The sequence below is a fragment of the Pseudomonas sp. 21LCFQ02 genome (assembly GCF_024129895.2).
GTDB lineage: Bacteria > Pseudomonadota > Gammaproteobacteria > Pseudomonadales > Pseudomonadaceae > Aquipseudomonas.
In genome coordinates, this window is sequence record NZ_CM178749.1 from 665,448 (window position 1) to 692,018 (window position 26,571).

The 26,571-nt window shown below is 63.4% G+C and carries 19 protein-coding genes; 8 read left to right on the plus strand and 11 right to left on the minus strand.

What is annotated here, in order from left to right; all coding sequences use genetic code 11:
- Positions 1 to 4 precede the first annotated feature (4 nt).
- Genes NJC40_RS03110 through cpaB form a run of 4 tightly spaced genes read right to left on the minus strand, consistent with a single transcriptional unit; the run spans position 5 to position 4,726 of the window.
- Positions 5 to 1,261: a TadA family conjugal transfer-associated ATPase gene (locus NJC40_RS03110; protein ID WP_253141603.1), complete on the minus strand. Its 1,257-nt coding sequence runs from the start codon at positions 1,259 to 1,261 to the stop codon at positions 5 to 7.
- Complete coding sequence (locus NJC40_RS03115) at positions 1,261 to 2,451, minus strand: CpaE/TadZ family protein (protein WP_045483918.1); 1,191 nt, start codon at positions 2,449 to 2,451, stop codon at positions 1,261 to 1,263. Before NJC40_RS03115 ends, NJC40_RS03110 begins: the two co-directional genes overlap by 1 nt.
- Positions 2,448 to 3,731 carry a type II and III secretion system protein family protein gene (locus NJC40_RS03120; protein ID WP_253141601.1) on the minus strand — a complete coding sequence of 428 codons (1,284 nt, stop codon included), beginning with the start codon at positions 3,729 to 3,731 and terminating at the stop codon, positions 2,448 to 2,450. Before NJC40_RS03120 ends, NJC40_RS03115 begins: the two co-directional genes overlap by 4 nt.
- A gap of 20 nt (positions 3,732 to 3,751) precedes the next feature.
- Positions 3,752 to 4,726, minus strand: coding sequence for a Flp pilus assembly protein CpaB (gene cpaB / locus NJC40_RS03125; protein WP_253141599.1), 975 nt, complete (start codon positions 4,724 to 4,726; stop codon positions 3,752 to 3,754).
- A 300-nt stretch (positions 4,727 to 5,026) separates the two neighbouring features.
- Between cpaB and NJC40_RS03130 the strand changes: the two genes are divergently transcribed.
- Both NJC40_RS03130 and NJC40_RS03135 read left to right on the plus strand, forming a co-directional pair.
- On the plus strand, positions 5,027 to 5,224 hold the full coding sequence (locus NJC40_RS03130; protein ID WP_253141597.1) for a Flp family type IVb pilin: 198 nt from the start codon (positions 5,027 to 5,029) through the stop codon (positions 5,222 to 5,224).
- Between the two features lie 77 nt (positions 5,225 to 5,301).
- On the plus strand, positions 5,302 to 5,712 hold the full coding sequence (locus NJC40_RS03135; protein WP_045483930.1) for a response regulator: 411 nt from the start codon (positions 5,302 to 5,304) through the stop codon (positions 5,710 to 5,712).
- Positions 5,713 to 5,772: 60 nt separating this feature from the next.
- Here the strand turns inward: NJC40_RS03135 and NJC40_RS03140 are convergent, their stop codons facing one another.
- The 3 genes from NJC40_RS03140 to pbpC all read right to left on the minus strand — a co-directional run bounded on the left by NJC40_RS03140 (position 5,773) and on the right by pbpC (position 12,123).
- Positions 5,773 to 7,455: a ShlB/FhaC/HecB family hemolysin secretion/activation protein gene (locus NJC40_RS03140; RefSeq protein ID WP_253141595.1), complete on the minus strand. Its 1,683-nt coding sequence runs from the start codon at positions 7,453 to 7,455 to the stop codon at positions 5,773 to 5,775.
- A gap of 128 nt (positions 7,456 to 7,583) precedes the next feature.
- A complete protein-coding gene (locus tag NJC40_RS03145; protein WP_253141593.1) occupies positions 7,584 to 9,296 on the minus strand; it encodes a collagen-like triple helix repeat-containing protein in 1,713 nt (570 codons plus the stop codon).
- Positions 9,297 to 9,831: 535 nt separating this feature from the next.
- Positions 9,832 to 12,123, minus strand: a complete 2,292-nt coding sequence (gene pbpC / locus NJC40_RS03150; RefSeq protein ID WP_492180548.1) for a peptidoglycan glycosyltransferase PbpC — start codon at positions 12,121 to 12,123, stop codon at positions 9,832 to 9,834.
- Positions 12,124 to 12,279: 156 nt separating this feature from the next.
- Here pbpC and NJC40_RS03155 point away from each other — a divergent pair, with 156 nt between their 5' ends.
- On the plus strand, positions 12,280 to 12,573 hold the full coding sequence (locus NJC40_RS03155; RefSeq protein ID WP_045483941.1) for a hypothetical protein: 294 nt from the start codon (positions 12,280 to 12,282) through the stop codon (positions 12,571 to 12,573).
- A 95-nt stretch (positions 12,574 to 12,668) separates the two neighbouring features.
- Here NJC40_RS03155 and NJC40_RS03160 read toward each other — a convergent pair whose 3' ends face one another.
- Entirely contained in the window at positions 12,669 to 17,630 is a 4,962-nt protein-coding gene (locus NJC40_RS03160; RefSeq protein WP_253141587.1) for an alpha-2-macroglobulin family protein, read from the minus strand.
- A 395-nt stretch (positions 17,631 to 18,025) separates the two neighbouring features.
- On the opposite strand from NJC40_RS03160, the gene NJC40_RS03165 reads away from it, so the two are divergent.
- On the plus strand, positions 18,026 to 19,366 hold the full coding sequence (locus tag NJC40_RS03165) for an MATE family efflux transporter (RefSeq protein ID WP_253141584.1): 1,341 nt from the start codon (positions 18,026 to 18,028) through the stop codon (positions 19,364 to 19,366).
- Here the strand turns inward: NJC40_RS03165 and NJC40_RS03170 are convergent.
- Positions 19,268 to 20,662: a contractile injection system protein, VgrG/Pvc8 family gene (locus NJC40_RS03170; protein ID WP_253141581.1), complete on the minus strand. Its 1,395-nt coding sequence runs from the start codon at positions 20,660 to 20,662 to the stop codon at positions 19,268 to 19,270. The genes NJC40_RS03165 and NJC40_RS03170 overlap by 99 nt on opposite strands.
- 191 nt (positions 20,663 to 20,853) lie before the next feature.
- On the opposite strand from NJC40_RS03170, the gene metC reads away from it, so the two are divergent.
- The 4 genes from metC (at position 20,854) to dxs (ending at position 25,382) form a co-directional block, all read left to right on the plus strand.
- Positions 20,854 to 22,017 carry a cystathionine beta-lyase gene (gene metC, locus NJC40_RS03175; RefSeq protein WP_045483956.1) on the plus strand — a complete coding sequence of 388 codons (1,164 nt, stop codon included), beginning with the start codon at positions 20,854 to 20,856 and terminating at the stop codon, positions 22,015 to 22,017.
- Positions 22,018 to 22,186: 169 nt separating this feature from the next.
- A complete protein-coding gene (locus tag NJC40_RS03180; RefSeq protein WP_045483958.1) occupies positions 22,187 to 22,444 on the plus strand; it encodes an exodeoxyribonuclease VII small subunit in 258 nt (85 codons plus the stop codon).
- Positions 22,441 to 23,328: a (2E,6E)-farnesyl diphosphate synthase gene (gene ispA / locus NJC40_RS03185; protein ID WP_045483960.1), complete on the plus strand. Its 888-nt coding sequence runs from the start codon at positions 22,441 to 22,443 to the stop codon at positions 23,326 to 23,328. Before NJC40_RS03180 ends, ispA begins: the two co-directional genes overlap by 4 nt.
- 155 nt (positions 23,329 to 23,483) lie before the next feature.
- The gene (dxs, locus tag NJC40_RS03190; protein WP_253117401.1) at positions 23,484 to 25,382 is read left to right on the plus strand and encodes a 1-deoxy-D-xylulose-5-phosphate synthase; all 1,899 of its coding nucleotides are present in this window, start codon (positions 23,484 to 23,486) and stop codon (positions 25,380 to 25,382) included.
- A gap of 111 nt (positions 25,383 to 25,493) precedes the next feature.
- Here the strand turns inward: dxs and NJC40_RS03195 are convergent, their stop codons facing one another.
- Positions 25,494 to 25,922: an MFS transporter gene (locus NJC40_RS03195; protein ID WP_253141578.1), complete on the minus strand. Its 429-nt coding sequence runs from the start codon at positions 25,920 to 25,922 to the stop codon at positions 25,494 to 25,496.
- Positions 25,919 to 26,536 (minus strand): GTP cyclohydrolase II, encoded by a 618-nt coding sequence (gene ribA, locus NJC40_RS03200; protein ID WP_045483968.1) that lies wholly within the window; start codon positions 26,534 to 26,536, stop codon positions 25,919 to 25,921. The genes NJC40_RS03195 and ribA overlap by 4 nt, the downstream gene beginning before the upstream one ends.
- Positions 26,537 to 26,571: the final 35 nt, after the last annotated feature.

Here is a 26,571-nt window from a genome sequence, read left to right on the forward strand (position 1 = left end):
GCGCCTAGTACATCGGTCGCAGTTTGTCGCCCGCGGCATGCACCGCTTCGCGGTGGAAGCCATAGCCGGTGCGCTTGTCGAGGCGGAACAGGGTGTTGGTGACATAGATGTCGTCACGCATGCCCACCACCTCGACCACCTCACTGACACAGCGCCGGCCATCGGGCAGACGGGTCAATTGAATAATCACATCCAGCGCCGCACAGACCATTTGGCGCAGGGTCTTTTCAGCAATCTGGCGGCCGGTAAGGCCGACCAGGGTTTCCAGGCGCAGCAGAGCATCCTGGGCATTGTTGGCGTGCACAGTGCTCATCGAACCTTCGTGGCCGGTGTTCATCGCGGTGAGTACATCGAGGACTTCGACCCCGCGAATCTCGCCGAGGATGATGCGGTCCGGGCGCATCCGCAGGGCATTGCGGATCAGGTCACTGGCGCGCACTTCACCATGCCCTTCGGCATTCGGCGGGCGGGTTTCCAAGCGCACCACATGAGGGTGGCTCAGCTGCAATTCGGCGACGTCTTCGATGGTCACCAGCCGCTGGTGAGTGTCGATCAGCTGGCTCAGGACGTTGAGCATGGTGGTCTTGCCGGTCCCGGTACCACCGCTGATCAGGATATTGCAGCGTTTGCCCACCGCGTCCTGGAAGAACTCGAAGATCGCCTGGTCGATGGCCTGGGTGGCCACCAGGTCAGCGCTCTTGAGCATGTCTTTGCGAAATTTACGAATCGACAGGCACGGACCGTCCAGGGCAATCGGCGGAATGATCGCATTGACCCGGCTGCCGTCGGGCAGCCGCGCATCGACCATCGGCGATGACTCGTCCAGGCGCCGCCCCAGCGGGGCTAGGATGCGCTGCATGACCCGCTCGACATGGTGCGAGTCGATGAACCGCAGGTCGGTATGGTGCAACACCCCGTCACGCTCGATGAACACCTTGCCCGGGCCGTTGACCAGAATCTCGGTGACCGACACATCGCGCAGCAACACTTCCAGCGGCCCGAAGCCGGTGAGTTCATCCACCAGTTCTTCGGCCAGGCGCTCCATCTCGTACCGGGAAATCGCCAGCCGCAAACGTGCGACATACTCGGCGACCTTGTCGATGACGAACTGCGCCAGCGCCGGGCGCGAGCCTTCCAGCAGGTTGCGGCCGTGCTCTTCGATACCGTCGATGATGTAGCGGTGCAGTACCAGCTTCAGGCCCTGGGCATCATCGCTCGGTTGCTGGCTGCGCGAAGACGCGCCAAACGGTTTGTCAGGCATCAGCGATTCCTCAATAGCCGGCTGAACCAGCCTTCAGTGCGTTTTTCGGCTCGCCCGGAGTGGCTGATCAGGTGCTCGCCCAGTTGCCGCAAACCGGCCGACAACGACTCACGCGGCGCCAGCTCGAACAGGGTCACCCCCTGATTCTTGGCGTTCAGGCGCAACTCCGGACTCAGCGCCAGCACCGAGACCACCGGCAGGCCGAACGTCTTGCCCACCGTCTCGGCATTCGGCGCCACCGCGCGCAGATAGCGATCGACCAGCAACACCGCGTGCTGCAACTTCATGCCCTTGTCGCGCCACAGGTTGAGGATCGCCAGGTTGCGCCGACACTCAATGACACTCTGGTCGGTGTACCAGACCAATTGATCGCAATGGCTGACCAGGGTGCGCAAGGCCTCGCTGTCAGGCTGGCCGACCAGATTGATGATCACGTGCTGGAAGTGCTGGCGCAGCGCGCTGAGCAGCATGTACAGCTCGGCGGCGCTGGAGCGCTCCAGGTCGTCATCGGCATCGGTGTAAGCAAGAATCCGCAGACCACTGTCAGCGGTGGTAAATGCACTGTCGATCAGGGTCGAGTCCAGCCGACGCAGGTGACGCAGCGCATCGCCAAAACTGAACGATGACTCCAGGCCCAGCAATGCCAGGCTGTCACCGCGTGGCAAGCCCAGGTCCAGCAGCAAGGTGCGCTGTTCGGTCTTCTGCACCACCAGCGCCAGGTGGCTGGAAATCAGTGCTCCGTCGCCGTCGCACTGCGCCCCGTAAAGCACAGTCAGGCCGCTCATGTTCGGGTTGGATGCCGCCGCCGGCAGGCGCTTGCCCAGCCGCCGCACCAGGCCCGCCACTTCACTGGAGCGCGAGCCATACGCGACAAAGTCGCGTGCCCCGGCACGCATGGCAGTGAGCACCAGCTGATTATCCATGCCGTCGCCCAAGGCGACGATGGCCAGCATCGGCTTGGCTTCCAGCGCGCCTTCGATCAGCGCGCTCTGGTTCATCAGGTGATCACGATCCAGCCCCACGAACACCACGCTGGCGAAGGTCACATCGACCAGCGCCAGCAGGTCGTCGAGGCTGCCGGAGCCGGCGCTGACCACCTGCCCCAACGAGCCCAGGGCGCCCTGCAGCCATTCCAGGTCGGCCGGGTTACGGGTGATCGCCAGAAAGGTCTGGCTCAGGCTCTGGCTCATTGCGACAACCCGCTGCGGCGCTCGAAGTCGCCGCGCTCAAGAAACATCATGCGGTAGAAGTTCGGGTCGTAATTGCGCAGTCCTTCGCCGGGCAACGAAGGCAGTTGCGCATCACGGGCCAGCGGCTGGACCAGGTGGGGAGTCACCACCATCAGCAACTCACGCTCTTCACGGTTGATCTGCGAATTGCGAAAGAACGCGCCCAGCACCGGGATATCGCCAAGGCCTGGAAACTTGCCTACTTCCGAACTGTTTTTGTTGCTGATCAGGCCGCTGATCACGAAGCTCTCGCCATCGGCCAGGGAGATGCTGGTGTCAGTGCGGCGCACATTAAGCGCCGGCACACTGGTGCCGGAAACCGTGATGCCGGCGGTGAAATCCAGCTCACTGACCTCCGGCGCCACTTTGAGCAAAATGCGCTCGTTGCTGACCACGGTAGGCGTCAGGGTCAGGCGCACACCGAACGCTTTGTACTCAATGGAAATCCCGCTGCCCTCGGCGTTGGGCACCGGCACCGGAAACTCGCCACCGGCCAGAAAGCTCGCGCTCTGCCCGCTCAGCGCTACCAGGCTCGGCCGTGCCAGGGTATAGGCAAAACCGCTGTTCTCCATGGCGTTGAGCATGCCCAGCACCTTGCTGCTGCCACCGCCCCAGACGATGTTGAACATGTTGTTGTTCAGCGGCACCACCGTATTGGAAGGCAGGATCGGCCCCACGGTGCCGGCCGGGGCATCAACAATCGACGGCACAATGCCCGGCGTCACCCCTAGCGAGCCGGGCACCGTTCCCGGTGAGCCGAACAGTGAGTTGTTCGAGCCCTTGCCGAAAATCGAGAAGTTGGCTTCTTTGAGTTTGGTGCGGCTGACCTCGACAAAGCGGATGTCGGTCTGCACCTGAATCGGCAGCGGCTCTTGGCCGGCCTGGCTACGCGCGGTTTCAGCCAGTGCCGCGCTGGCCTTGCCGCGCACGAACACCATGCTCTGCTGCGGCGCGCTGGCGCAGCCGGTCCAGACCATCAGGCTGGTGGCGCCGCTACTGATCCCGGTCACAATCACGCCCTGGGTGCCAGCGGCCTGCACATCGGCGATCTTCGGATCACCCACCGCAACGCGAGTAATCGTCACACCGGGGCGGATATCGCGTTGTGCCCCCTGGTCCACTTCCAGCACCGGCGGCAGGGCCGACAGCGCCGCACAGCCACTGGCTGCCGCGCGGGCAGAGCCTGCCCATACCCCTGCCAGCACACACATCGCAGTAACCGAAAGGAAACGACTGCTCATCAACTGCATCCTTGCTCAAATCAGGGGTTCGGTTGGGTAACCTGGTTGCCGCGAATCACTTCCATCGCCTTGACCGCCCGCGGCGCAGCAGCGTCATCGCGGCGCGGTGCGGGCGCCAGGGTCAGTTGGCTAAACCGCGTCAGGCTGCGCGCGGTCGAGTCCAGGCGCAGGGCGACGTCCTGGCTGCCAGGGTCGGCCGCCCAGTATTGCTGCAGGTGCCTTTCGTCGGCGCTGCGTACCGCCAGCCGCAGCACCCCGGTCTGCGAGGCAAGCATCAAGCGGTCCTGCAACGGCGCCGGCACGGCGAGCACGACGCTGCGCACATTGCCCCGCTGCTGCTCTTGCTGGACCCGGATATCGGCACCGGAGGCCTGTACCGGGCTGCCATCGAGCGCCGGGCCGAGCAACGCCCCGACCCCCAATACCCGCAATGCCGGCACCACCACCTGGCTGGAACGCAGCGGGTTATCCGTGTCCTGCGGCAGGTACAGCAGGACATCGACATAGTCGCCGGGGCTCAGATGCCCGGCCGCGCTGGCGACCTCATCCACGGCCACGGCCAGCGCCCGCTCACCCGGGCGGATCATCCGCGCCAGGCCGCCACCGGCCTCGAAGCTGGCGGCATTCAGCCAACTGCCCGCCGCCAGTGGCCGCCAGCTGTTGCGCCCGAGCACTTCTTCAAAGGTACTGAAGCTGCCCTGCGGCGCGACCTTGAGCCGCTCGATGACCAGGTCTTCGGGCTGGATGGGGACATAGGCTGGCAGGTCGCGGGCCAGCACCACGACGTTCTTGCGCAGCGCTTCTTCGGCTGAAGTTGTCGCTGCTGTGGGCGCTGGCGGCAAGGCTTCGACCGGCGCGGCCGGGGGCTGGGCGGTGTCGACAACAGCGGGTGCGGGGGCGGGCGGCTCACGACTGATCACCACCCCGAGATACCCGGCCAGAATCGCACCCAACAAGGAAAACACCGCCAGGGCCAGGGTAACGCGACTGCTCATGACGACTCTCCGGTTGTCATCACATGACCACTTCGACGCATCGGGTCGTGATTTCCATGCTCCATTTCGTTATAGGAATGTAGATCACCCATGCGAAAACGCCATTAGCTGTGGAAAATAAGCGGCTTATACAGACGCGTTCACGACTATTGGGCGCAAGGCCGCCCGCTATAACTTTAGGTTTAATGCTTTATTACGATTGTGGGCCGCGTCATTGCAGACAATGCTGTAGTTGCAACCCGCAAGATTCAGCGGTGCAGTGAAGGCTCACTGCATTGAATACGTGCAAGGAGAACAACCATGTTCATTACTCAGCTGTATGTACGCGCCTATGCTTGCGTCCTTGCGTTCATGAAAAACCGGGAAGCGGCCTCGGCGATTGAATATGCCATTGTCGCGGCGATGGTCGCGGCCGTGATCGTGACGTTCATGACGCCCATCGGTAACGAGGTCAAAGCTATCTTTACCAAAATACAGAGCGGGCTGACCGGGACCTGAGGTTTATCTCGCTGGCGATCGCCCATGCAAAGGAGCCACTCTGGATAATCTTTTGCCTATACAGGGAATAACCATCTATGGCTGTCCAACCTGCCCGCCAACAATTGTTATTGGTTGACGATGAAGAGGACGCCAATGAAGAACTGGCAGAGCTGCTCGAAGGCGAGGGGTTCTGCTGCTTCACTGCGTCCTCGGTCAAACAGGCGTTGCAAGAGCTGACCCGCCATCCGGATATCGCGTTGGTCATTACCGACCTGCGCATGCCGGAAGAAAGCGGCATCCAGCTCATCAAGCGCCTGCGTGAACACACCTCACGCCAGCACCTGCCGGTGATCGTCACCTCCGGCCACGCCGATATGGAAGATGTCAGCGACCTGCTGCGTTTGCAGGTGCTGGATCTGTTCCGCAAACCGATCTATCACGTGCGTCTGATCGAAACCCTCAACAGCCTGTTCCCCGAACCGAAGCTTTATCAGGTCAGCCCCTGATCACACTGCAAAACCATCCGCCGGTGCAAACGTGTTTGCACCGGCGGATCTTATTGTGGATCAAAGCTGGTAGCTGAAACTCAGGGTGAAGCGTGGGTTGCGGTTGAAGCTGTCCAGGCCGGGGTCGGACAGTGGCTTGGCGGCTTCCAGGGCAATGTTGTAATAACGCGAATCACCAAAGCGCACCCCCAGCGCCGCCGATGACATTTTTGCGTCCTTGACTGGCAAGGCATTGAACGAGGTGCGTGCAGCGTCGAGCACCGCATAAGGCTGGATGACTTTCAGCCAGCGGCCATCATCGCGGTTGAAGCTGTAGTTGAGCTCATAGGCCACCCCCCAGCCCTTGTCGCCGGTGGCCTGGTCGTTGGGGTAACCGCGGCCGAAGTTCTGCCCGCCAAACTGCGCCCGTTCGCTGTCGGGCAAATTGTCGTCACTCCAGTACAGTGCTGCCGACAACACCCCCTGCCAGTGCTGCCCAAAGCGGTCGCTCTGCACCCCGGAGACGCGCAGGCGCAAGAAGTCCAGGTCGAACAGCTCATCGGTGGTTTTCGCCCCCATGCCATCGATGCCCTGATAGACACCGGCACTGAGAATGCGCAACTGCCGATCCGTGGATTTGCGCCAGTCACCCTCGACCGCCAGGGCGCGCAAGTCGGTGCGGGTTTCGATACTCAACGGCAGGCCGACCACCTGGAAACGGGTCTTGTCGTTGACCGCATACAAGCGCGTACCGACGCTCAACCACTCGTTGGCGGCCGCAATCAGCGGGTGGCTGATGCCCAGCGAAAGGCGGTCGTTCTCGCGGTGCTGGCTCAGTTCCAGGCCATTATCGAGCGCCAGCCGGGTGTGCGGGTCGGCCTTGTAGCGCGAGCCCCACAGGCTCAACTGAGTGCCTTCTGCGTTGAGGTACTGGGTGTAGTCCAGCCGCCAGTAGTGCTCCTTGTCATCACCGGGCGGCAACAGCCCGCTGAGGCTCAGTTGTTCGGCCATCGCCGTCTGTGCATTGCTGTTGAGGCCGAGCAGCGCCTGCATGCCCTTGCGGTTGTCATCGGTCAGCCCCAGGCTGCTGGTGAACGGCTTGCGTGACGCTGTGGCGATCAGCGTGGTGGCGCCGTCGGTGGTGCCCGGCGGCGGCACACTGGCCTGCAGGGTCACCCCCGGCACACGGCTCATCAAGGTGGTGTAACGTTCGAAGGTCTTGCGAGTCAGTGGTCGCTCCTGACGAATCTTGTCGACCAGCTGTTGCAGATACGCTGACACCCGGCCCAGCTCCCCTTGCAGCTGGTAATCGCGCACATAGCCTTCGACCAGCACCACCCGCACCAGCCCGTCATTGAAGTCCTGCGGCGGCAAAAAGGCGTAAGACAGCAGGTAACCGTCCTGCTGATAACGCTGGGTGAGTGCACGAGTGACCTCGATCAGTTCACCCAGCGTCGCATCGCGGCCAATCATCGGCTTGAACCCGGCAGCCAGTTCTTCAAGTGGGTAAACGCTGCCGCCTTCGATGCGAATCCGCCGCACCGCGACTTTGGTACTCATCATCAGCGGCGCCGCTTCAGGCGGTGCGGGGGCAGGCAGTTGCAAGGCCGGCGCGGCAGGACGATAAGCATCGGCAGGAAGATTCGGCACCGGCAGGTTGTTCTGCCGGTCATTGCTATTGAGAAAGCTCGGCAGAGTCTCTGCCTGAACCAGCCAGGGGCAAACCGCAGCCCCCAGAACCAGAACCCGGACACATGCACGCATAGGGACACTCCATGACCATACTGCAGCGGCATTTCATATAGAAAAAGGCAGGGGATCATTCCGACTCCCCTGCCTGAAATCAGCTTAGGCGCTATGTGAAAAGCCGCTACCGGCTCGCCGCTCAAAAGCTACTGTCGGCCCAACCCGCCCAGCGCCCCGGTGACATTGCCCAGCACCCCGCCCAGACCGGTCGCAGTGCCGGTGCCTGGAGTTGCACCAGGGGCATTCACTACGGTGCCGATTTGAGCCACGGTAGCGCCGACGCTGCTGACGGTATTGCCCAGCGCACTGCTGACCGCGTTGTTGCCTGTGCCGGCTACCTGACTGCCCAGATTGTTCACGGCACCGCCGACCTGGGTCAGCAGACCATTGACCGGTGCGCCGATACCGGTGGCACCGCCGACTTGCTGAGTGACGCTGACCACGTTGCTGACCACCGGTGCCACCGCAGCGCCCACGCTGCTGGTCAGGCCGGCGACCGGCGCGGCCACTGCGGCATTAGGCGTACCGCTACCGCCCAACACGGTACCGAGCGAGGCGACCGAGCCGCCGATGGCGTTGCCGTTGACGCCCACTGCGTTGAGGACCCCAGCGGTGCTGCTGGCCAGCCCGCTGCCGGCCCCGGACACCACGCCACCGACGGTTTCCACCAGGCCGATACCACCGGCACCGCCAATACCGCCAAGGGCACCGCCGAGACCGCCACTGCCGCCAGGGGCAGGTGTGCCGGTGCCGATGGAGCCGGCATTGACCAGCCCGCCAGCATTGCCAAGAGTGTTGCCCAAGGCTGCAACGGTGTTGCCCAGCCCCGCCGTGACCGGGCTGTCGCCACCGGTGGAGTTGGCCAGACCGGTGCCGAGGTTGTTCAGGGTACCTTTGACCTGTTGCAGCACACCGCTGACCGGCGCGCCCAGGCCTGTGGCGGTGCCCAGTTTGTCAGTGGTGGATTCGACCATGGCGACCACTGGAACCAGACGATCGCCCACTTGTTGGGTGAGGTTGCCCAGAGGACCACTGGTGGTCGCAGCGCTCAGGGTGTTGCCGAGCATAGTGACGCGCTGCCCTACCCCATCAACCACTTGGCCGGTCTTGCTCAGTACACCGCCCACGAGCGGAACCTGTTCGATTTGCGACGATGCACCGAATGCCGCTACGCCGCTGCCCAGCGCCGAGACACCGCCGCCCAGATCAGCAGTGGCCTTGCCGGCACCCGACAAGGTGATGCCCAGTGCGTTGCTGTCAGTGCCCAGAGTACCCAGGCCTTGGGTCACGGAGCCGCCGAGGCTGTTGGTGGCGATGCCGACCGAAGCGATCAGACCGCCGGCGCCACCGGTCAGGTCGGTGCTGTCACCGAGGGAGAGGGTGGCGAATGCCTCGCCGATACCGATTACCGCATCGCCCAGACCACTGAGCGCATTGCCGCCTTCAGAGGCCGTTTGCGCAGTGGCGAGGCTGCTGATCTGTACGCCACCGTCATCATCACCGCCACCACCACCGCCGTTACCGCCCCCATTACCGCCGGTTCCGGCGCTGCCGCCAGAGCCACCGCCGCCAGTACCGCCGCCGGTGCCGCCTGTGCCGCCGCCATCACCGCCATCGGTACCACCAGTCCCGCCACTGCTACCACTACCACCGCCACCGTCAGTAGCGCCGGTTCCGCCCGAACTGCCAGAACCACCGCTGCCAGCGCCACTGCCATCGGTGCCCGCAGTGCCGCCTGCGCTACCCGAGCCATCTACATGGCTTTTCGAGCCGCCACCGCCGCTGCTGCAACCGGTCAATCCAAGGCTCAGGGCCAATATCAGTGCTGTGCCTGCCTTCCAGAAATGTTGAGTGTTCATGAGCGAATCCATCCAGCAAGTGATTGCTTACCCCACCGACTCCGGGGTCCCCTTAACATGTCGTCCCTGGGGGCATCTCACGCTTCTGGCTAAACGCTCTCAACTCTCAAATTGGTATTAACCGGATATATATCCTGATCTTTGGCCTGCTGTTTTCAATGCACGCAAGTCAATAAAAACGGGGCGCCGGGAAGTTTGTGAAGCCCATAATCTGCAGGCTGCACGAACGTTATATATGACTAATTTATGGGGCGTTCCTGTTGTTTTGCAGCCGCTCGCATTTTGGTATTCGGTATATGGTCTACAACCCATACTGTTCACATACCCGCCGCATGCCTTTGTGGGAGCGACCTTGGTCGCGAAGGGGCCGGTAAAGTCACAGCATCTGCTGCGAATGTGCCGCTGCCTTCGTTGTGGTCCGGCACCCCGGCAAGCCAACTCCACCGAGACTTGTGCTCTTAACTGAACAGTATGGGGTCTACAACTGATTCACCCGACTGTTTTCAAACCACTTACTTGAGCGTTTAAAAACAACTCAGTCGATGACGTTGAACTGCACCTGAGCGGTCTGGCCGCTTTCGTCCAGCACGCTGAGTTGGTAATGCCCGGAGCGGTTGAGGCTGGTGTTGAAGTCTTGCTGGTTGTCGGTGTCGGCCGCCGGTGAACCGTCGATGAACCACCAGCGCCGGCCGCTGCCGCCAAGTGCCGAGAGTTTCAGGTGCAGGGCCTGGCGGCTGCCGGCGGGCAGGCGCAGGTTGTCGCCCTCGCGCACGCCGACGATGCTCAGCGGCGTGACCATGCTGATGCCTTGCGGCGGGCAGCCAGGGTCGATGGCAGGCAGGCGCGCTTCGCGGCGTTCGGCGCGCGGTAGCCAGGGTTCCAGTGGCGCCGGCCATAGGGCGATGTCGCGGGCCACGGCGCCAGCGCAGCTGGCATCGACCCGCAAGCCTTCGGCGTTGACCCAGACTTTTTCCAGCAGGCCCAGGCCCAATGGCTGCTCGGCGGCCTGCAAGGTCGGCGGGGTGGTGCCCTCCAGGGTCCAGGCAAAGCGCTGCCGGCGGCAGTTCGGGTCGCTCTTGCTCATCGGCTGGCCCAGCGGCCAACAGATAGCCGCTACGCCGACGTTGAAGGGCACCGGTGCCACCGGGGTATTGATCCCACGCTGGCTGTCGCGGTTGGCCAGCACATCGTGGACCTGCAGCATCAGCGGTGCGGCCGAGGCCAGGCCGAACTGGCCGGGTACTGGCGTGCCATCGGGGCGGCCGATCCATACACCGACCAGAAAGCGCGGCCCGACGCCAATCGACCAGGCATCGCGAAAGCCGTAGCTGGTGCCGGTTTTCCAGGCCAGTTGCGGACGCTGCACCAGTTCAGCGTGCGGGTCGAGGTCCGGCCGTGACTGGCCGCTGAGAATGCGCCGAATGATCCATGCCGCACCCGGCGACATCATGCGTCGCTCGCGCAAGGCGTCTTGTGGTTGCAGGCGAATATCGGCACTGACCCCACCGCGCGCGAATGCACTGTAGCCGGCGACCAGGTTTTGCAGACGCGTGCCGGCACCGCCCAGAATCAGCGCCAGGTTCGGTTCGGCCAGCGGCGGCAAGGTCAGGGGAATCCCGCCGTTGCGCAGTTCGGCGGCAAACCGCTTCGGGCCATAGACCTCCAGCAGTTGCACCGCCGGCAGGTTGAGCGACATCGACAACGCCGAGCTGGCGGCAATCGGCCCGCCGAACCCCGCCGAAAAGTTGCCGGGCCGGTAATCGCCATAACGCCGTGGCACATCCTGCAACAGCGATTCAGAGTGAATCAGCCCGGCATCCATGGCCATGCCATACAGGAACGGCTTGAGGGTCGAGCCCGGTGAGCGCAGGGCGCTGATCATGTCGACATGGCCGAAACGTTTGGTGTCGTTGATGTCCACCGAGCCGACATAGGCACGCACCGCCATGTTCTCGGCCTCAACCACCAGGATGGCTGCCGAGGTGCGCTCCGGCAGCCGTGCGCGCCAGCCCATCAGCAGGTCTTCCATACGCCGCTGCAGGCTGGCGTCGAGGGTGGTGCGAATCAATGGCGGGCTGTCCGGCCGGTTCAGGCGGCGGGCCAACAAGGGGGCCAGGCTCGGCTCCTGACGGGGCGCCAGCAACAGCGGCTCCTGCAGTGCCTCATCGACTCCGGACTGCGGCCAGACACCGAACTCGGCCAGCCGCCGCAACACTTTGTCCCGTGCGTGCTGGGCCCGCTCCGGATGGCGATCCGGACGCAGGCGGCTGGGCGCCTGGGGCAGCACCGCAAGCATCGCTGCTTCTGAGCGGGTCAGGTGTTGCGGTGACTTGCCCAGATACGCCCAACTGGCGGCCGCCACGCCTTGCAGGGTGCCGCCGAACGGCGCGCGATTGAGGTAGATTTCGAGGATTTGCGGCTTGGACAGGTGCCATTCCAGTTGCACGGTGCGCCACAATTGACGCAGTTTGCCCGGTACGGTCCGCGCATGCGGGTCGAGCAGACGCGCCACCTGCATCGACAGGGTGCTGCCGCCCGACACCACACGGGCACCGCTGAGGTTTTGCCAGCTGGCGCGGGCCAGCGACAGCGGGTTAACACCAGGGTGGCTATAGAACCAGCGGTCTTCGTAGGTCAGTAGCGCCTCCAGGTAATAGGGCGAAACCTGGCTGCTGCTTACCGGATAGCGCCACACACCATCAGCATCGGCGAAGCGCCACAGCGGCGTACCGTCTTCGGCCAGCACCACCCTGGCCAGATCATCCTTGGGCAATGGCAACGGCCAGATCCGGTCAGCCAGCCACAACAGCAGCGGCGGCAACAGCACAACCAGCAAGATGAGCGGTAACCAGCGCCGGCTACGCGGCCCCAGGCGCTCAACAAAAAACCATTTCACAGCAAAGACTCTCCCGCCCTCAGGGAACCAGCGATAGTGGCCGACAGCCAAAGCAAACAGGTTCCCCTTTCAATCAGGACATTATCCATGCAAGTAGAAGGCTTCTTCGAGTGGCTGGGCCAGGCGATCGGCGCGGTGATCCGCTTTGTGGTCGATGGTCTGGCGTGGTTTTTCAATCTGTTCGTGCATGCCGGGGGCAACTTCGTCGATGGCTTGTCACGGGCATTGGGCATGGATACATCGCTGGTCAGCATTCTGGCGCTGATCGCCGGCTTGCTGTTTCTTTATTCGGCGATCCGCGCCTTCATGCGCGCCTCGATCATCCTCGGCATCATCTGGCTGGCGCTGGGGCTGTGGTTGTTGAGCTGGATCATTTCGTAACTACAACCCCGTAACCATAATCCCGTAACCGCCCTCGTAGGAGCGGCTTTAGCCGCGAAAGCTTCGCAGCTAAAGCGGCTCCTGCGGGGTCAGGTTTATTTAGCCCTGACCACCATCTGCGCCGGGGCTTCGCCCAGAGCCTGCCAGTTCGGCCGGTACATCGATTCGACCTGCGGCGGCGGCACCTTGTAGATACCCGGGGTTACTGCACGAGCCAGGTACAGCAGGTGCACCGGACGGGTACTGCCTTCGATGTCCAGCGCCGCGACATAACGATCACCACGGTACTCCTGGTGCTTGAGGCTGGCGTTCTCCATCGACTCACGGAACCCCTTGATCGACTCGCTGGCATCTTCCAGGCTGGCCGCGCTTTGCGCCAGGTTCTGGTTTTCCAGTTCCAGGCCCGCCGGCAGCAGGTCGACGATCAGTGCATCCGGTACCCGCTGACGCGCCGACACTTGCAGGTGCACCAGCACCAGTTGGCCGGTCTTCAATGCCTCGACGTTGAGCGGCTGGCCGGACAGGCTCAGGTACTCGCGGCTGATTGTCAGGTTCTCGCCACCGGCCAGCGGTGCCTGGGTCGGGTAACCGGACAGGGTCAACTGCTGGTACAGCGTTTCGCCACTCTGGTTGTGCAGCGCCAGCGGTGCGGCCAGCACTGCACCGGCAAGTTTCTGCCCCGGCTGGCGGTTGCTCAGGTCAAGGTTCTGGCCGGCCGAAGACAACAGCGCGGTCCAGTCTTTCTCCGGTTTGCCCAGCAGGTTGCGGCCGGCCAGGAACAGCGAGTTGCTTTCCTGGGTCGACAGGTAGCGGCTGGCCGCCAGTTGATCGGCCAGGTCGAACAGACGCTGGTTACGCGCCTCGCCACCCAGGTTGTTTTCTTCCAGCAAGGCCAGGATCAGTGCCTGGTCACGCAGCGGGCTGCCGTAGTCGGCCAGCCACTCATTGGGCTTGCGACCGGCCGCAAGACCGGCACGCAGGGCCTGCTCGGCACGGGGTTTGTCGCCCATTTTTTCCAGCGCCACAGCCAGTTGCACCAGCGGCAGGCCGGAGCGTGCATCGCTGCGCCGTTCGAACAGGGTGCGCAGGGCACCCAGCGGCGCCTGTTGACTGCGCGCCAGCACCAGACCGGCGTAGGCCTGCACGGCGAAACGGGTGTGCTCAGCGTTCTGGCTGTAGTTGACCTGCACCTGACCGCGATCCTGCAGGTAGCGCATCAAGCGTTCGTTGGCTTTCTTCAAGGCTTCAGCCGGCACGGCAAAGCCCTGATCGCGGGCGCGCAGCAGGAAGTCGGTGACGTAGGCGGTCAGCCAGTATTCCTCTTCGCCATCGGCGCCCCACAGGCCGAAGCTGCCGTTGTAGCGCTGCATGCCCAACAGCCGCTCGATGCCGATTTCGACCTTGCGCTTGCGCTCGGCATCCGGCTCGCCGGCCAGGCCCAGCCGTTTGAGGGTCGCGGCGTCGGCATACAGCGACGGGTACAGGCCGCTGGCGGTCTGCTCGGCACAGCCATACGGGTAGGCTTTGAGGGCACGGATCTGCTCACCCAGGTTCAGCGGCGGACGGCTCGACAACGACATCAGCGCCTCACGGCCGGCCGGCTCAAAGGCTTGCAGTGCGCCTTCGGGCAGGCTCCACTCCTGGCCTGGCTCCAGCACGGCGCGGAAATGACGCAACATCGCCGGGTAGGCCGGGCGCACGCCCACGGTCCATTCACGCGACAGCGGCGGCAGGTCCTCGCCCGGAATGACCAGCCCATCGACCTTGACCCGCAGCTTGCCCTGACCCAGACCACCTTGTGCCTGGACCGGGAATTTCAGCGTGGTGCGCTGACCTTGTTGCAGTTGCACGGTCTTGCTCTGGTCGCCGCCTGGAATGCTCAGTTGGCCTTCGGCGAACAATTGCACATCAAGTTTCTGGGCTTTGCCGGACAGGTTAGCCAAGTCCAGCGCCACGCTGGTCTGGTCACCGCCAGCGAGGAAGCGCGGCGTCGACAGTTCGGCAATCAGCGGCGCGGCGACCACCGTCTTGGCTTCGGCCATGCCATAGCGATCGTCGGTCCAGGCCTGGGCCATGATCCGCAGTTCGCCGTTGAAGTCAGGAATATCGACACTAACCTCGCCTTCACCCTGCTCGTTCAGGACAACGGGGGCGCTTTGCAGAGCGACGATGGTGACACTGGTGTCCGGGCGCTTGCCGCCCTTGGCCAAGGCATCGCCACCGAACGCCAGGCTGGCCAGCCGGCCTTGCCCTGCTTCGATCAACTGGCCGTACACGTCGAGCTGGTCGGCGCCATATTCCTTGCGACCAAACAGGCTGGCAAACGGATCAGGTGTGGCATAGCGGGTGATGTTCAAAATCCCCACGTCGACCGCCGAGACCAGTACCTGAACCTGCTTGGGCACACTGCCGTCGGCGTTCTTGGCAGCCACTTTCAGCTTCAATGGCTGCTTGGGACGCATCTTCTCCGGTGCCGTAACGGTCAGGCCCAGCTTGCGTTGCGAGCGATCCAGCGGCAGGTGCAGGACACCCACGGCACGCTTGGGCGTAACGTTGGCCTTGCGCTCGCCGGGACGAATCACCAGGGCGCTGACGTACAGGTCATGGCGCGCCCATTTTTTGTCCAGTTGGATATCGAAGGTCTTGCCTTCGGCCGGCACGTCGATCTCTTGCCACCACAGCGGACCTTCGCTGGACTCAACCAGCAGGTAGCCCTTGCCCGCGGCGGGCGGCGTGACGGTGACCCTGGCGGTGGCGTCATCGGCATAAGCCGGTTTGTCCAGCGCCAGCTTGACCTGGTCCGGACGCACCGCGCCGCCTTCGGCGTTGTCCTGCCAGCGGTAGCCGGCCCAGAAGCGCAGGCTGCTGACCAGACCGGTGGCCGGATCTTCAACCTCGACGCGGTACGGACCCCACTCCACCGGGAAGGTGACCTTGGCGGTGGCGTCTTTGTTGATGGTCAGGGTTTCTTCGCTGAGGTTGAGGAATTTCTCGTTGTAGTTGTAGCTCCAGCCATCGCTGTCCGAATAGGTCCAGTAGTAGTCGCGGCGCTCGCGTACCAGACGCACCTTCACATCGTTGGCAGCCAGTTTGTTACCGGCGGCGTCAGCCACCAGAATTTCGAACTCGGCCGGACCGTCGCCGTCCGTCTGGGCCTCGCCCCGTGCAGCGCCGTAGCCATAATCATCTTCGCCGGTGCTGCTGCCAAACAGCGCACGCAGGCCAGGCAGGCGCTCGGCAGGCCAGACCGGCTGAACCACGCGACGGGTGATCGGGCGGCCACCGGACTCTTGCAGGCTGGCCTGCAAAATCACGTTCAGCGGCGAGCGGGCCTTGGCCCATTCGGTCTGTACGTCCAGTACCGCTTCGCCGTTGGCGTCCAGGGTGGTGGCGTCCAGCTCGCGGTCGAACTTGAGGTCTTCTTCGGTAATCGAACCGAACTGATAGCCCGGCAGTTTCTCCACCGCCTCACGCAGCGGGCGAACATACAACTGGCCGGTCAGGCTGTTGCCGGAGGCCGGCGCACCGTACAGGTAGCGGCCAGTGATTTCGAACTGCGGGTTTTGCTCCGGCGAGATTGGCGTCTCGCTGCCCTTCAGGTCCAGCGCCAGACGTTCCGGGAGGAAGTCTTCGACGTTGAATTCATACAGTTGCGGCTTGCCGTCGCCCAGGTCGTAGACCAACTGCCAGCGCCCGGTGGGGGCTTCGTCGGCCAGTTGCAATTGATACTGGTACAAACCGCTGGCGTCCGGTTCCCAGACGAACTTGCGGCTCACCTGCTCATCAGGACGGCGCACTTCGACATTGATGGGCTGGGTCTTGACGGATTTGCCGTCCTGGTCGCGCAGCAGGCCGTTGAGCAGCACGGTCTCGCCGGGGCGATACAGGTCGCGGGGGCCGAAGACAAAAAACTGCAACGGGTGGGCCTGCGGACCGCTGATGTCGAACTCGGCCAGATCCAGCGCCGGGCTGTTCAGGCGCAGCAGGCTGGTCTGTTCGCCCTTGTGCGCGAGAATCAGGGCAGCCTTGTTGGGCAGCGGCAATTGCGCGTGGCCTTTGCCGTCGGTTTTACCCTGAGCAACCACCTTGCCGTCGTTGTCGTAAACATCGACGTTCACATCACTCTGCGCCTTGCCGCCTTCCAGGGCCTGGGTGAATACGTCCAGGCGCTGGCTGTAACGGTGCACCGACAGACCGATGTCACTCAAGGTGAACAGGGTTGCCGGCAGGGTGTAGTTGTAGCTGCCCGAGGCGCGCATCACGGCCAGGTACACGCCCGGCTCTTGCAGGGGCTTGATGCCACCGATGGGCAGCAGCAGGGTTTCACGGGTGTTACGCGCAGGCTTGAGGTCGAAGCGCCCGCCGTAGACCAGATCGGCCATCGGCAGCAGCTGTTCGGAGCGATACGCCGACATGCTCGACGAGCCTTCCCATTCGGTCAGGAAGTTGGGCAACTGATCAGGCTTGACCCGGAAAAACTCCACATCGACCTTGTCGACGTTCAGCGCGATCACCGGCAGGCCTTCGGCCAGGCGGGTCGGCAGCAGGCTGCCGCGGCTGGCAAAGCCGACCGTGGCCTGCAGGTCGCGGGTTTCCAGACGGGCACTGAACTCGCTGGCCAGAGTATTGTTATTCACCCCGCGCACGCCGGCGTCGACGGTCAGCACCAGCTTGCGCTGCGGCTCAAGGTGGCGCAGGCGCAGCTCCATCAGGTTATCCGACAGCTCCCAGGCGCCATCGACCTTGCCGGTCTTGCTGTCGACCAGGTGTAGTTTTTCGGCGAATTTCTGCTCCGGGTCCAGCGGCACGGAGAAGCTCACCGACAAGGTGCTGGCGCCTTCAACCTGAATCTCCGAGACATCCACCACGCTCACTTCACGCCCTGTATAACGCTTGGCCAGCGCTGGCAGATCAACCGCCGGTTTCGGCTTGGTCGTCGCAGCGGCGGCAGGCGTCGATGTCTGCGCGGGCGGCGCGGCAGGTTTGTCAGGCGAGGAGGAATCACAGGCACTAAGCAGCGCAAGCGCGCAAGCCAGGAACAGTCCTTTGTTGAGCATGGGGCACTCGTCGGGAGCAATGGGAAAGGGGTGACTATATAGCAGTCACGGTCAGATACAGCGCAGATCGCGGCAATAGACCGCGGCTTTGTGACTTCGTTCTCAGCACGACATGCCAACGGGCCAGTCGTTACACTAGGGGCTGTTGACGTTTCAGCGCAGGCCTCGTTGCAGCGCCAAATCGTGTCAGGCGAGGCGAAGGACGCAGGAAATGGTCGCTCCCTTTTCAAGTCCTTCAACGAAGCATGGCGCGATTTGGGGCGCAACCCGCAGGGCCGTGGCTGTTTTGTCACACACACTTCAACAGAGTAAAGCCTATGCAGGCCGACAAAACAGACCTCGGCGCGGTTGTGATGAAACGTCAACAGCCCCTAGGCCGCTTGCCAGGAATCCTCATGCCCAGCCTCATCCACGACTGGCGTCACCGCCCTACCCATAAACGGGTCTGGGGTCTGGCGACGCCAATGATCTTGTCGAATATCTCGGTCCCGCTGGTTGCGCTGGTCGATACCGCCGTCATCGGCCACTTGCCCCACGCCCATCAACTGGGCGCCGTGGCGGTAGGCTCGACGCTGTACAGCTTCATGGCCTCGGGCATGGTGTTCCTGCGCATGGGTTCTACCGGTTTTGCCGCCCAGGCCACCGGCCGCGCAGATGGCGCTGCACTGCGGCAAATTCTGCTGCAAGGCCTGTTGCTGGCCCTGATCCTGTCCATCGGGCTGATCACCCTGGCGCTGCCGTTCAGCCAGGCGGCGATGAACCTGATGCAGGCTTCGCCCGACTTGCATCAGTTGACCCTGGAGTTCTTTTACACCCGGCTGTACGGCCTGCCGGCAACCCTGGCCATTTTCGCGCTGGTCGGCTGGTTGCTCGGCACCCAGAACGCCAGGGCACCGCTGGCGATCCTGCTGGTCACCAACCTGGCCAATATCGCTTTTAACCTGTGGTTCGTGATTGGCCTGGACTGGGGCGTGGTCGGCTCGGCCCGCGCCTCGGTACTCGCCGAATGGCTGGGCGTACTGCTGGGGCTGGTGCTGGCCTGGCGCCGCCTGCGTCTGTGGCCGGGGCAGATGCTCTGGCAGGCCCTGGCGCGCTGGCATAACTGGCGGCCACTGCTGGGGGTGAATCGCGATATTTTCTTGCGCACCCTGGCGCTGCAATCGGTGATGTTCATGATCACTGCGCAAGGCGCGCGCCTGGGCGATGCGACGGTGGCGGCCAACGCGCTGCTGCTCAATGGTTTGCTGCTGACCGCCCACGCCCTGGACGGCCTGGCCCACGCCGTCGAAGCGCTGTGCGGCCACGCCATCGGTGCCCGCGACCGCACCACCCTGCGCCGCAGCCTGGTAGTGGCCGGCGGCTGGTCGCTGATTGCCAGCCTGCTGTTCGCCCTGGCCTTTACCCTCGGCGGGCACTGGTTTGTATTCATGCAGACCGACATTGCCCAGATCCGCGAGACGGCCCTCACCTACCTGCCTTACCTGGCACTTACACCGTTGCTCGGGGTCTGGAGTTACCTGCTCGACGGGCTGTTCATCGGCGCCACCCGGGCCCGGGAAATGCGTAATGCGATGCTGGTCAGCGTGGTGTTACTGGCGCCCTTCGCAGTGCTGGCCTCGACGCTGGACAATCATGCGCTATGGCTGACCTTCCTGCTGTTCATGCTGCTGCGTGGCCTGACCCTTGGGATCATTGCCTGGCGCCTGAACCGCAGCGATGGCTGGTTCGCCCACTGATGGGCTAAAGCTCAGGCGCGGGGCGCTCAGGATCAAACCATCATCATCCAGATGCAGACGGCTGGCGCCGACCTGCAAGGTCAATCTGGCACCGGCAGCCAGTTGCAGTTGCTGACCGTTCTGGAGCCACAGGCGATCCTGAGCACCGGTTAGCCAGTCGATCGGAAAGTGGGCCTCGACATGCTCTGGGGCCGTCTCGGGCGCCTGATCGTGCAAACAGGCGATCACCAGCGGTTCGCGGCCAGCTTCGCTGGACGGGCTGACCAGCACCGGCATGCCGCCACACAGTGGCACCTGCACAGCGGCCTGCACGGGCAACCAGCAATCGGCGAAACGTGCCCCCTCCCCCTGCATGACCCAGTCAAACTGGACCCGCACCCGTCCGCGCGCATCGCGCTCGGCCAGTTGCCCGTCAAGCCCGACCACCCAGGCGCGCAGCAAGGCCGGGAAACTGACCGGCGGCACCGCTGGCACATGCACCGGCGCCTCCCACGAACGCACGACAAAGCGGTTGCTGTAGAACGACTCGCCATGATGCTCGACCTGGACCACTCGCCAGAGCTGATTGCACTCGGCACGCGGATGCCCGGTCAATGGCAATAGTTGTCCACAGCCCAGCGCCATCAGCGTGCTGCGCCCCTCGCCATCGCGCCGTCTGCCGGCCTGCGGACCGGTCAGGGTAAAATCGCTGACGCCAGCGCTCTGCCGATCCTCACAGCATGGAGCCGGCGCCATGCGCCGGGCACCGAACAAGCCACTGCCGAAGACCAACTGATGGTTTTGCCGCGCATGAACAAAGTGATAGTGAATGCCCTCTTCGGCACACAACCGCTGTAGCAATTGCAGGTCGTTCTCCAGGTACTGCGCACAGAACGCCCGAGTGGCACAGGGCTCCTGCAAATGAAAGCGGTGGCTATCGGTCCCGATGCCATGCTCACTGAGCACCTGAGTGATGATCTGCGTCGCACTCATGTCTTGAAACACCCGTGGCGTATAGCGTTGCGCCAGACAGGCCAGGCGTGGTCCGAGCGTCAGGCGGTAGCAGACAACGCCCGTCCCCTGGACACAGCGTTGCACGCTCTGGATCTGCCCGTGCAAGCCGGCCCCGGCAGCGCCCAGGGCGAGAAAGGCCGAACGGTACATCAGCTGCTCGGCGGATATATGGAAATACCCCTCACCCAGCGTCAGCTCAAAGACAAAGGGCCGACTGATGGCCTCGGTGCCGAAAAAGGACGCAACGGCGAGCGGCTCGTGCAAGCCGGCAACGTCCAGTCGATAGGTCGAGGAATCGGTCATGGAGGACTCTCTGCATCGCGGGATGAGCGGCGATTCTGGTCGAGAAGCACGATCAGGTAGAGCGCCGGGCAAACAACCAGATGGCGCCTACGCCATGCGGGGATGTTTCCTACAAATGCACTACGCCCTGACGGGGAACAGTGCAGTGCATGTAGTATGAGTGCCCGTCTTCCAGAGCTTCGGAGCCTGCCATGCCTATCGCCAAAGACCCTCGTGCCCATACCGCGCTCAGCCAGGGCGGTCGCAGCGCAGCCAGTGGCGCCGGGCTGTCGGTCAATCCGCCGGTGGTACGCATGAGCACCGTGCTGTTCGACAGCCTGGCCAGCCTGCGCGAAGCCGAAGAGCTGCGGGCGCAAAGCGAACGCTCGCTGACCTACGCGGCCAATGGCAACCCCACCGCCTTTGCGCTGGAGGACCTGATCAATGAACTCGAAGGCGCCCACGGCACCTGCCTGTACCCCACCGGGCTGAACGCGGTTGGGCAGATGTTTCAGGCTTTTCTGCGCCCCGGCCAGCACGTACTGATTACCGAGGCGGTGTATCCGCCCGTACGGCGTCTGGCGCGCACGCTGCTGACCGCCTTCGATATCGAATTCGATTACTACGCCGCTGATGGCAGCGATATCGAAGCCCTGATCAAGCCCAACACACGGATGATCTACGCCGAAGTCCCAGGTTCGCAGACCTTCGCGCTGTGCGACCTGCCGGCCCTGGCCCGGTTGTGTAAAACCCGCGAGCTGTTGCTGGCGGTGGATAACTCCTGGGGCTCGGGGGTGCTGTTCAAGCCACTGGAACTGGGCGCAGATATCTCGCTGATGGCCCTGACCAAATACGTGGCCGGCCATTCGGACGTGATGATGGGCAGCGTCAGCACCACCCAAGCGCACTTCAAGACCCTCAAGACCATGCAGATTGCCATGGGCAGTACCGTCAGCCCGGACGACGCCTATCTGGTGCTGCGCGGTGCCCGCAGCCTGGCCGCACGGCTGGCCATGCATGAGCGCAATGCCTTGCAGGTGGCGCAATGGCTCCAGGCCCAGCCCCAGGTCGCGCAGGTCATGTACCCGGCGTTGCCGGAGCACCCAGGTCATGCCCTGTGGCAACGCGACTTCCACGGCTGCAATGGCCTGCTCAGCTTTGAATTCAACAGCGATGCGGCAGGCACCACCGACCGTTTTGTCAGCGCCCTGAAGTTATTTGGCATCGGTTATTCGTGGGGCGGCTTCGAAAGCCTGGTCAGCGAGGTCTACCTGTTTACTGATGGCCGTAGCCGGCAGGTGCTGCGCTTGCAGATCGGCCTGGAAAATCCCGATGATCTGATCGCTGATTTGCAGGCCGGCTTTGGACACCTCTAAAAACTACCTGCTGGCTGGGCGCCTGCGGCGCTACGCGCGCCATCGCCTACGTTTTTAGAGGCGCCCTTTTGCCACTGCAGGCTGACAGCGGTTCGCCCGGCTGTGCAATTTGCCCCGATGGCGCGGCTCTGCTAGTGTCGCGCCGGTTCACCCTGACCGGAAATAGCTCATGGCTCGCAAGAAAGCTGCACTGGATTTCGAACAGTCTCTCGCCGATCTGCAAACGCTGGTAGAGCGTCTGGAAAATGGCGAGTTGTCGCTGGAGGACTCCCTGACGGCGTTCGAACAAGGCGTGCGCCTGACCCGCGATTGTCAGAGTGCGCTGGCCCAGGCCGAACAGAAGGTCCAGATCCTGCTTGAGCGTGATGGCGAACTGGCCGAAGCACCGTTTGAAAGTGACTCACTCCAAGCGGATCAAGCGCAATGATCGCAACCTACCAAGCACTGAGCCAGGCCCGCGTGGACCGTGCTCTGGAACCGCTGTTCAAGGCCCCGACCGCCGAGCTGGACCGCATCTATGCGGCGATGCGCTACAGCGTGATGAACGGCGGTAAACGGGTTCGCCCGCTACTGGCCTACGCGGCCTGCGAGGCCATGGGCGGCATCCCGGAACACGCCAATGGCGCAGCCTGTGCGGTGGAACTGATTCACGCCTACTCGCTGGTCCATGACGACCTGCCAGCCATGGACGATGACGACCTGCGGCGCGGCCAGCCGACGACCCACAAGGCCTTCGACGAAGCCTGCGCGATTCTTGCCGGCGACGGCCTGCAAAGCCTGGCGTTCAGCGCCCTGACCGACCCGCAACTGAACGTGCGCGATGCGCAAACCCGCCTGCAGATGGTCGAGACCCTGGCCCGTGCCGCCGGTCCCGCCGGCATGGTCGGCGGCCAGGCCATCGACCTGGGTTCGGTGGGTCTGAAGCTTGATCAGGCTGCACTGGAGAACATGCACCGGCACAAGACCGGCGCCCTGATCGAAGCCAGTGTACGCCTCGGTGCCCTGGCCAGCGGCCACGCCGACAGCGAGCGGCTGGCGGCCTTGCAGGTCTACGCGCGCGCCGTCGGTCTGGCTTTTCAGGTTCAGGACGACATTCTCGATGTAGAGAGCGACACGGCAACGCTGGGCAAACGCCAAGGCGCCGATATCGCCCGCGACAAGCCGACCTACCCTGCATTGCTGGGGCTGGACGCCGCCAAGGCCTATGCGCTGGAGCTGCGTGACCAGGCACTTGAAGCCCTGCGACCATTCGACGCGGCCGCCGAACCGTTGCGCGCGCTGGCCCAGTACATTGTCGAGCGACGTAACTGACTGGCACCGCCTGTCGCCGTATGTTTCCCGCTAGCGAATCAATACTGATCTGCCACGTCGAAACGTACAGCATTACTCATCCACGACGCGCTTCATGGGCAGCCTGCCATGCTTGATGTAAACTGCCGCGTCTTCTACTTATAACGATTCGCCTGATGCCCAAGACGTTCAAAGAGATTCCCCGCGAGCGCCCCGTCACGCCGTTGCTCGACCGTGCTGGCACACCGGACGCCCTGCGCCGCCTCGGCGAAGCCGAGCTGGAAACCCTGGCCGATGAACTGCGCCTTGAACTGCTCTACAGCGTAGGCCAGACCGGCGGCCACTTTGGCGCAGGTCTGGGTGTCATCGAACTGACCATCGCCCTGCATTACGTGTTCGACACGCCCGATGACCGCCTGGTCTGGGACGTCGGTCATCAGGCCTATCCGCACAAGATCCTCACCGGCCGTCGCCAGCGCATGCTGAGCCTGCGCCAGAAGGACGGCATTGCGGCATTCCCGCGGCGCAGCGAAAGCGAGTACGACACGTTCGGCGTCGGCCACTCCAGCACCTCGATCAGCGCCGCGCTGGGCATGGCCGTTGCCGCTCGTCTGCAAGGCATCGAGCGCAAGTCGATTGCCGTGATCGGCGACGGCGCGCTGACCGCAGGGATGGCCTTCGAAGCGTTGAACCATGCACCGGAAGTCAACGCCGACATGCTGGTGATCCTCAACGACAACGACATGTCGATCTCGCGCAACGTCGGCGGCCTGTCCAACTACCTGGCCAAGATCCTCTCCAGCCGCACGTACACCAGCATGCGCGAAGGCAGCAAAAAAGTGCTGTCGCGCCTGCCCGGTGCCTGGGAAATCGCCCGTCGTACCGAAGAATACGCCAAGGGCATGCTGGTGCCTGGCACGCTGTTCGAAGAGCTGGGATGGAACTATATCGGCCCGATCGACGGCCACGACCTGCCGACCCTGGTCGCTACCCTGCGCAACATGCGCGACCTCAAGGGGCCGCAGTTCCTGCATGTGGTCACCAAAAAGGGCAAGGGCTTCGCCCCGGCGGAAGTCGACCCCATCGGTTATCACGCGATCACCAAACTCGACCCGCTGGACGCTCCGGCCGCCGCGCCCAAGAAGCCCGGTGGGCCGAAGTACGCCGGAGTGTTCGGCCAGTGGATATGCGACATGGCCAGCCAGGACCAGCGGCTGGTGGGCATCACCCCGGCCATGAAGGAAGGCTCTGACCTGGTGGATTTCGCCGAGCGTTTTCCGCAGCGTTATTTCGACGTGGCGATTGCCGAACAACACGCGGTGACCCTGGCCGCCGGCATGGCCTGCGAGGGCAGCAAGCCGGTCGTGGCGATCTATTCGACCTTCCTGCAACGCGGTTATGACCAGTTGGTGCATGACGTGGCGGTGCAAAACCTCGATGTGCTGTTTGCCATCGACCGCGCAGGATTGGTGGGTGAAGACGGCCCGACCCACGCCGGCAGTTTCGACCTGTCTTACCTGCGCTGCATCCCGGGCATGCTGATCATGACCCCGAGCGATGAGAACGAGCTGCGCAAGATGTTGACCACCGGCTACCTGCACGAAGGCCCGGCGGCGGTGCGCTATCCACGCGGCACCGGTCCGAACGCCGCCATCGAGGCGGGTCTGGCGCCGATCGAGATTGGCAAGGGTGTGATCCGTCGCCAGGGTAACGGCGTAGCGATTCTGGTGTTTGGCGTGCAGTTGGCCGACGCGCTAAAAGCCGCTGAGCCGATTGATGCGACGGTGGTCGACATGCGTTTCGTCAAGCCGCTGGACGAAGCGCTGCTGCGCGAAATCGCTGCTGGTCATGAGCTGTTGGTGACTGTCGAGGAGAACTCGGTGATGGGTGGCGCTGGCGCTGCGGTCAGCGAATTCCTCGCCCAGGCCAATATTCTCAAGTCGGTACTGCATCTGGGGCTGCCGGACACCTATGTAGAGCACGCCAAGCCGGCGCAAATGCTGGCTGAATGCGGCCTGGATGCCGAAGGGATCGCGGCGGCGATTGCGCGGCGCCTGGAGTTGATGGGTAACTGACGCCTTCGCGGCTGAAGCGGATCGCCGCCCGGCCTCTCCTACGGTTTCACAAACCTTGCAGGAGCGGCTTCAGCCGCGAACGATCCGGTTCGGTGTATCGATCTTTACCGCTTAGGCCGCAGGCTGCGGCGGCACCAGACGTGGAATACGGTACAGGAACAACAATCCGATACTGGCAAACGCCAGCAGGAACACCAGCGCGGCGTTCAGGCTGAACAACACGCCAATCGCCGCAAACCACGCCGGGGTACTGGCCGCCAGAAACGCGATACGCCGCACCGCCGCCAGGTTCAGCCAGGCAGCGGGTTCCTGCGGTGTATCCAGGTGAGTACGGGTGGTTTCCAGCGCACGCTTGTAGACGCCATGGGTCCTGACGCTGATCAACAACGACCCAGCGCCCATTGCAAACAACAGCAACGCCATGATCCCCGGCTCCGAAGCCTTGAAGAACAGGCAGGCGAGCAGCAGCGGCGCAAGGGTCAGGCCCAGTTGCCGCCACCAGGCCAGCTCCAGTCGCTGATACACCTCGCCCCGGGTCACGCCGGATCGACCTCGCTCTGATGCTCATTGCCCATCATATGGCCCAGCTTGCCGGCCTTGGTAGCCAAGTACAGCTTGTTATGCGGATTGCGCCCGGTGTGCAGCGGCACCCGCTCGGCAACCTTGATGCCCATGTCGGTCAGCGCCTTGACCTTGCGCGGGTTATTGGTCATCAGCCGTAGCGACTCCACGCCAAGGTGCTCAAGCATCGGCAGGCAGATGCCGTACTCACGCATGTCGGCGGCAAAGCCCAGGCGCTCGTTGGCCTCGACGGTATCGGCACCACCATCCTGCAGCTCATAGGCGCGGATCTTGTTCATCAGGCCAATACCTCGGCCTTCCTGGCGCAAATACAGCAACACACCACGGCCTTCTTCAGCAATCGCCCGCAGGGCTGCTTCGAGCTGGGAGCCGCAATCGCAACGCTGGCTGAACAACGCATCACCTGTCAGGCATTCGGAATGCACCCGGCCGAGCACAGGCGCGCCATCGGCGATCTCGCCAAGGCTCAGGACAACGTGTTCACGCCCGGTGGCCGACTCAAGAAAGCCGTGCATGGTGAATTGCGCAAAAGGCGTGGGCAATTTGGAAGCGGCGACAAAAACGACGGGCACCCTGTGCTCCTAAATGTGAAATCAGGCAAGCCGGC

Excerpts from the sequence above, each read along its gene's own strand:
- NJC40_RS03110 (WP_253141603.1), bottom strand. The coding sequence starts at position 1,261 with ATGCCTGACAAACCGTTTGGCGCGTCTTCGCGCAGCCAGCAACCGAGC.
- NJC40_RS03115 (WP_045483918.1), bottom strand. The coding sequence starts at position 2,451 with ATGAGCCAGAGCCTGAGCCAGACCTTTCTGGCGATCACCCGTAACCCG.
- NJC40_RS03120 (WP_253141601.1), bottom strand. The coding sequence starts at position 3,731 with ATGAGCAGTCGTTTCCTTTCGGTTACTGCGATGTGTGTGCTGGCAGGG.
- cpaB (WP_253141599.1), bottom strand. The coding sequence starts at position 4,726 with ATGAGCAGTCGCGTTACCCTGGCCCTGGCGGTGTTTTCCTTGTTGGGT.
- NJC40_RS03130 (WP_253141597.1), top strand. The coding sequence starts at position 5,027 with ATGTTCATTACTCAGCTGTATGTACGCGCCTATGCTTGCGTCCTTGCG.
- NJC40_RS03135 (WP_045483930.1), top strand. The coding sequence starts at position 5,302 with ATGGCTGTCCAACCTGCCCGCCAACAATTGTTATTGGTTGACGATGAA.
- NJC40_RS03140 (WP_253141595.1), bottom strand. The coding sequence starts at position 7,455 with ATGCGTGCATGTGTCCGGGTTCTGGTTCTGGGGGCTGCGGTTTGCCCC.
- NJC40_RS03145 (WP_253141593.1), bottom strand. The coding sequence starts at position 9,296 with ATGAACACTCAACATTTCTGGAAGGCAGGCACAGCACTGATATTGGCC.
- NJC40_RS03155 (WP_045483941.1), top strand. The coding sequence starts at position 12,280 with ATGCAAGTAGAAGGCTTCTTCGAGTGGCTGGGCCAGGCGATCGGCGCG.
- NJC40_RS03160 (WP_253141587.1), bottom strand. The coding sequence starts at position 17,630 with ATGCTCAACAAAGGACTGTTCCTGGCTTGCGCGCTTGCGCTGCTTAGT.
- NJC40_RS03165 (WP_253141584.1), top strand. The coding sequence starts at position 18,026 with ATGCCCAGCCTCATCCACGACTGGCGTCACCGCCCTACCCATAAACGG.
- NJC40_RS03170 (WP_253141581.1), bottom strand. The coding sequence starts at position 20,662 with ATGACCGATTCCTCGACCTATCGACTGGACGTTGCCGGCTTGCACGAG.
- metC (WP_045483956.1), top strand. The coding sequence starts at position 20,854 with ATGCCTATCGCCAAAGACCCTCGTGCCCATACCGCGCTCAGCCAGGGC.
- NJC40_RS03180 (WP_045483958.1), top strand. The coding sequence starts at position 22,187 with ATGGCTCGCAAGAAAGCTGCACTGGATTTCGAACAGTCTCTCGCCGAT.
- ispA (WP_045483960.1), top strand. The coding sequence starts at position 22,441 with ATGATCGCAACCTACCAAGCACTGAGCCAGGCCCGCGTGGACCGTGCT.
- dxs (WP_253117401.1), top strand. The coding sequence starts at position 23,484 with ATGCCCAAGACGTTCAAAGAGATTCCCCGCGAGCGCCCCGTCACGCCG.